The following is a 4,354-nucleotide window of genomic DNA, read 5'->3' on the forward strand; positions in this document are numbered from 1 at the left end:
CCTGCATCCCCCAGCTAGGCACCGACCCGGGATGCAACAACGAACGGGACGGGACAGCCGACGTCGCGCCCGACGTCGCGCCCGTGCAGGCCTAGTCCGCCTTGCGGAAGGTCTGCGGGCCCGGACGTGTGGGCTCCGCGGCCGGCTCCGGGTCCTCGGGCCGGACGAGGTCGCGGACCATGAGCGTCGCGCCCGCCACCGCGCCCGGCATCAGGAAGACCGCGACGAACGGAACGAGGAAGGACAGCGCCAGCGGTACGCCGAAGCCGAGAGTACGGAGCCGACGGCCCCTCAGCAGCGCCAGGCGATCCTTCAGTTCGACGCCGCGCCGCTGGAGCGCCACCGCCGTCAGTTCCTCCGCCAGGAAGAAGCCGGAGACGCAGAACCCGACCACCGGGACCACCGTCTGGCCGACGACCGGGATGAAACCGCAGGCGAAGAGCAGCACGCCGTAGAAGACCACGCGCAGCACGATCCGCACCGAGTCCCTCGCGGAGATCCACAGCTCTCGCCAGAGCGGCAGTCCCGAATGGGGCACCTCGCCGCCCTCCGAGCGGTCGACCTGCTCGGAGAGGTTCTCGTAGAAGGGCTGGCCGACCAGGAGCGTCACGGCGGTGAACGTGATCACCGCGATGAACAGCCCGAAGACGAACAGCAGCGCCGTCAGCGTGCCGCGGAAGACGTCGAGCCACGGCGAGGACCAGTCGTCGGCGAACGGCGTGGCCCAGGCGGTCAGGTCGTCGGCGCCGTAGACGAGTCCGACGAGCGCTGCCGCGTACAGCACCAGCGTCACCAGTCCGGGCAGCAGACCGAAGCCGAACCAGCGGCCGTGCCCGGCGACCCAGCGCTGGCCCTTCATCAAGTAGCCGAAGCCCACCCCAAGATCACGCATGCGCACACCTTATCGGGGCGCCTCTTGTTGTTCGGCGGCGGAACCGGTAGACCCTGCTTGCTGATCACCACACTGATCATCGTGCCGAATCGTTCCGACACCCGGAGGTCGCACCGCATGGGCTCACGCCGACCCGCACTGATCACCGCCACCCTGACCGCCGCTCTCACCGGCGCCTTACTCGCCCCGCTCCCCGGAGCCGCCGCGGCTCCCGTACAGGACCGGCCGCAGCCGCATCCCGTACGAGAAGGGGGCGCACGTGATGCCCCGTCGGCTGCCGGGGCGCCCCTCTCCGCCGCCGCAACGGCCCTCGGCCGCTCGGGGCCCGCCGCCGAGCTCACCCGCGAAGGCGGATACCCCCGCCGGACGGTGCTGGCCACGCCGCCGGAGAACAAGGCCGACAAGTCGATAAAACTGGGGCTCGCGCCGTACCACTCGCTCGCTCCTCGCCTCAACGAACTGCAGCGGCTGGGCAACCGGGTCAGCGTCGAGGTCGCCGGCCACTCCGCCGGCGGGCACGAGCTGTACCTGGTCACCGTCACCGCGCCCGAGAGCGCGCGGCACGCGCGCGAGCAGGAACGGATGCGGGAACGCATCGAGAACGCCCCGTCGGCCGCCGCGAAGGACCGGCGCATCAAGTCGGCCTACAAGACGCCCGTGTTCATCAACAACAACATCCACGGCAACGAGTGGGAGGGCACGGACGCCGCCCTGAAGCTGATCGAGGAGCTGGCGAAGGCCAAGGACGCACGGACCGCGGACCTGCTCGCGAAGACCCGCATCCACCTCAATGTGACGGCCAATCCGGACGGCCGGATCGCGGGCACCCGCGCCAACGCCGGCGGCTTCGACCTCAACCGCGACTTCATCACCGCGACCCAGCCCGAGACCCGCGCCATCCGGCAGATCGCCATCGACAAGCAGCCGGCTGTCATGCTCGACCTGCACGGCTACGTCAACGGCACGCTCATCGAGCCGACCACACCGCCACACGGCGAGAACTACGAGTACGACCTCTTCCTGAAGAACGCGTACGCCAACGCTCTCGGCATGGAGAAGGCCGTCAACGGGCTCGGCTACACCGCGGACAAGGACGGTGTGCGGCCCGCGGTGATCCCGTTCCGGGACCAGAAGGAGGGCTGGGACGACTGGCCCCCCATCTTCACCCCGCAGTACATGCCCTTCCAGGGCGCGGTCGCCTCGCACACCATCGAGTTCCCGATGACCGTCAACAACAATGCGTACAACACGCTGCCGGTCGAGGAGCTGCGGCGCAGGGCCGCCATCAACACCGACATCGCCGGCGCGGCCATGCGGGCGGCGCTCGACTACACGTACACGCATCGTGCTTCGGTGCTCGCCGACCAGATCGAGACCTTCCGGCGGGGCGCGGCGGGCGAGGCGCAGCGGCCGGTGTCGCCGAAGACCGTTCCGGGCGTGCCGGGCATCGGTCCGGAGGACGTGTACACGGCGCGTTCCCGCGGGCGTACGTCATCCCCGCCGGGCGCGCCCAGCGGTCGGCCACCGCGGCGGCCCGGCTGGTCGACCACCTGGTCGCCAATGACGTACGGGTGGAACGGGCGCTCGGCCCCTTCCGGCTCGCGGGACGCTCCTACCCCGCCGGGTCGTACGTCGTCGACATGCACCAGCCCAAGCGCGGCATCGCCAACGTGATCCTGGCGGACGGCCGGGACATCAGCGCCGACGTGGCCACGATGTACGACATCTCCGGCTGGAGCCTCGGTCTGCTGTGGGGCGCCGACGTGCGCGCGATCGAGTCGGGCGAGCTGCGGGTGCGCACCCGCACGGTCCACGCCGCGGCCCCCACCGGGTACGTCGCCCCGCGCGGCGATCTGCGGCTGCGCCTCGACGACCCGAAGGAGCTCGCGGCCCTCAACTCTCTGCTGAAGCAGGACGTCGGGGTGCGTCGGGCGAAGGACGGTTCGGCGATCGTGCCCGGCTCCGCCCGTGGCCGGGCCCGCGTCCTCGCGGACCGGCTCGGGGTCGTCTTCCACGCCACGAAGGAGAAGGGCACCGGGGCGCTGCACCGGGCCAGGGTGGCCGCGGCCGTCACGGCGGGCGAGCTGCTGGGGCTGCGCGAGATGGGCTTCGACGTGGAGCCGGTCTCCACGGCCGTGCTCAACGCGGGATTCGACTGGTCGAAGGCGGACGTGCTGTATGTGTCGTCCGGGCTGGACCACGCGAAGCTGACGCCCGAGGCCCGCGCGGCGTTCGAGAGGAGCGGCGTCGGCGTGGTGGGCCTCGGCGCGCAGGGGGCGGCCTTCAACAAGGCAGCGGCACTGCTCGGCGTGACCGCGGTGGAGGGCAACGGCGACGCCAACGGCGTCGTGCGGGTGACCAACGCGGGCGGCCTCATCACCGGCGGCGCCCCGCCGCACACGTTCGTCTACTCGCCGCTGTGGTTCACCGGTCTCGGCAGCGGGGTTCGGGTGGAGCAGTCGTACGGCACGGGCAACCCGCTCGTGTCCGGCCACTGGCGTGCCACGGACAAGGGCACGGGCGGCCCGGGTGACGCGGCGGGCCGGGCGTCGATCGTCTCCGGTACGTCACCGGCGGGAAGGCCGGTGGCGCTGTTCGGCACGGAACCGCTGTTCAGGGCGCACCCGAAGGGCGTCTTCGCACAGATCGGCCGGGCGCTGCTGGCCGGCTGACCCGTCGATCCGCTGATCCGCTGATCCGCTGATCCGCGGTCCTTGCGAACGAGGGCCGCACCCCGTGCGGGGGTGCGGCCCTTGTCGTGTCCTGCTCGTCAGACCGCGAGCTCGACCGTGATGTTGCCGCGGGTCGCCTTGGAGTACGGGCAGACCTGGTGGGCCTTCTCGAGAAGGTCCTTCGCAGTGGCGGCGTCCACGTTCGGGATGCTCGCGGAGATCTTGACGATGATGCCGAAGCCGTCGTCGTTCTTGCCGATGCCGACCTCGGCGGTGACGGTCGAGCCGGAGATGTCCGCCTTCTCCTGGCGGGCCACGACACCGAGCGCCCCCTGGAAGCAGGCGCTGTAGCCGGCGGCGAACAGCTGCTCCGGGTTGGTGCCGGCACCGCTGCCGCCCATCTCCTTGGGCGGGTTGACGACGACGTCGATCTTGCCGTCGGACGTGGCGACGCGGCCGTCACGGCCGTTCTCCGCGGTGGCGACAGCGGTGTACAGCACGTCGGACTGCTGGATGGACATGGAGACTTCCTTCTGCTGGTTCGCCGCGACTCGCGCCCACGATCGCGACGGCTGAGGAAGAGCCTAACGGGTGGCCTAGGGCCTCTCGTTTGGATCAGGCCGGGCTCGCGGGGTCTGGCACCGCTCCCCCACAGCCTTCGGCGTGGGAGGTGCCCCCACGCCGCGTTGTCGTCAGTCGGCATGGCTCCGCCATGCCTCCTCCCCCTACGCCTTCGGCGTGGGAGGTACCCCCACCTCCGCCTTGCGATCCACGGCACCAGACCCCTCCC

2 protein-coding genes and 1 pseudogene are annotated in these 4,354 nt (G+C 71.0%); 1 reads left to right on the forward strand and 2 read right to left on the reverse strand.

What is annotated here, in order from left to right; translation table 11 throughout:
- Positions 1–91 precede the first annotated feature (91 nt).
- Positions 92–892, reverse strand: a complete 801-nt coding sequence (locus ABZ070_RS35535; RefSeq protein ID WP_356640130.1) for an EI24 domain-containing protein — start codon at positions 890–892, stop codon at positions 92–94.
- Positions 893–1,009: 117 nt separating this feature from the next.
- Between ABZ070_RS35535 and ABZ070_RS35540 the strand changes: the two are divergent.
- Positions 1,010–3,564: pseudogene (locus tag ABZ070_RS35540) on the forward strand (M14 family zinc carboxypeptidase).
- A gap of 98 nt (positions 3,565–3,662) precedes the next feature.
- Here ABZ070_RS35540 and ABZ070_RS35545 read toward each other — a convergent pair.
- Positions 3,663–4,085 carry an organic hydroperoxide resistance protein gene (locus ABZ070_RS35545; protein WP_356640132.1) on the reverse strand — a complete coding sequence of 141 codons (423 nt, stop codon included), beginning with the start codon at positions 4,083–4,085 and terminating at the stop codon, positions 3,663–3,665.
- Positions 4,086–4,354: the final 269 nt, after the last annotated feature.

The sequence above is a fragment of the Streptomyces sp. NPDC006283 genome, from assembly GCF_040613325.1.
GTDB lineage: Bacteria > Actinomycetota > Actinomycetes > Streptomycetales > Streptomycetaceae > Streptomyces.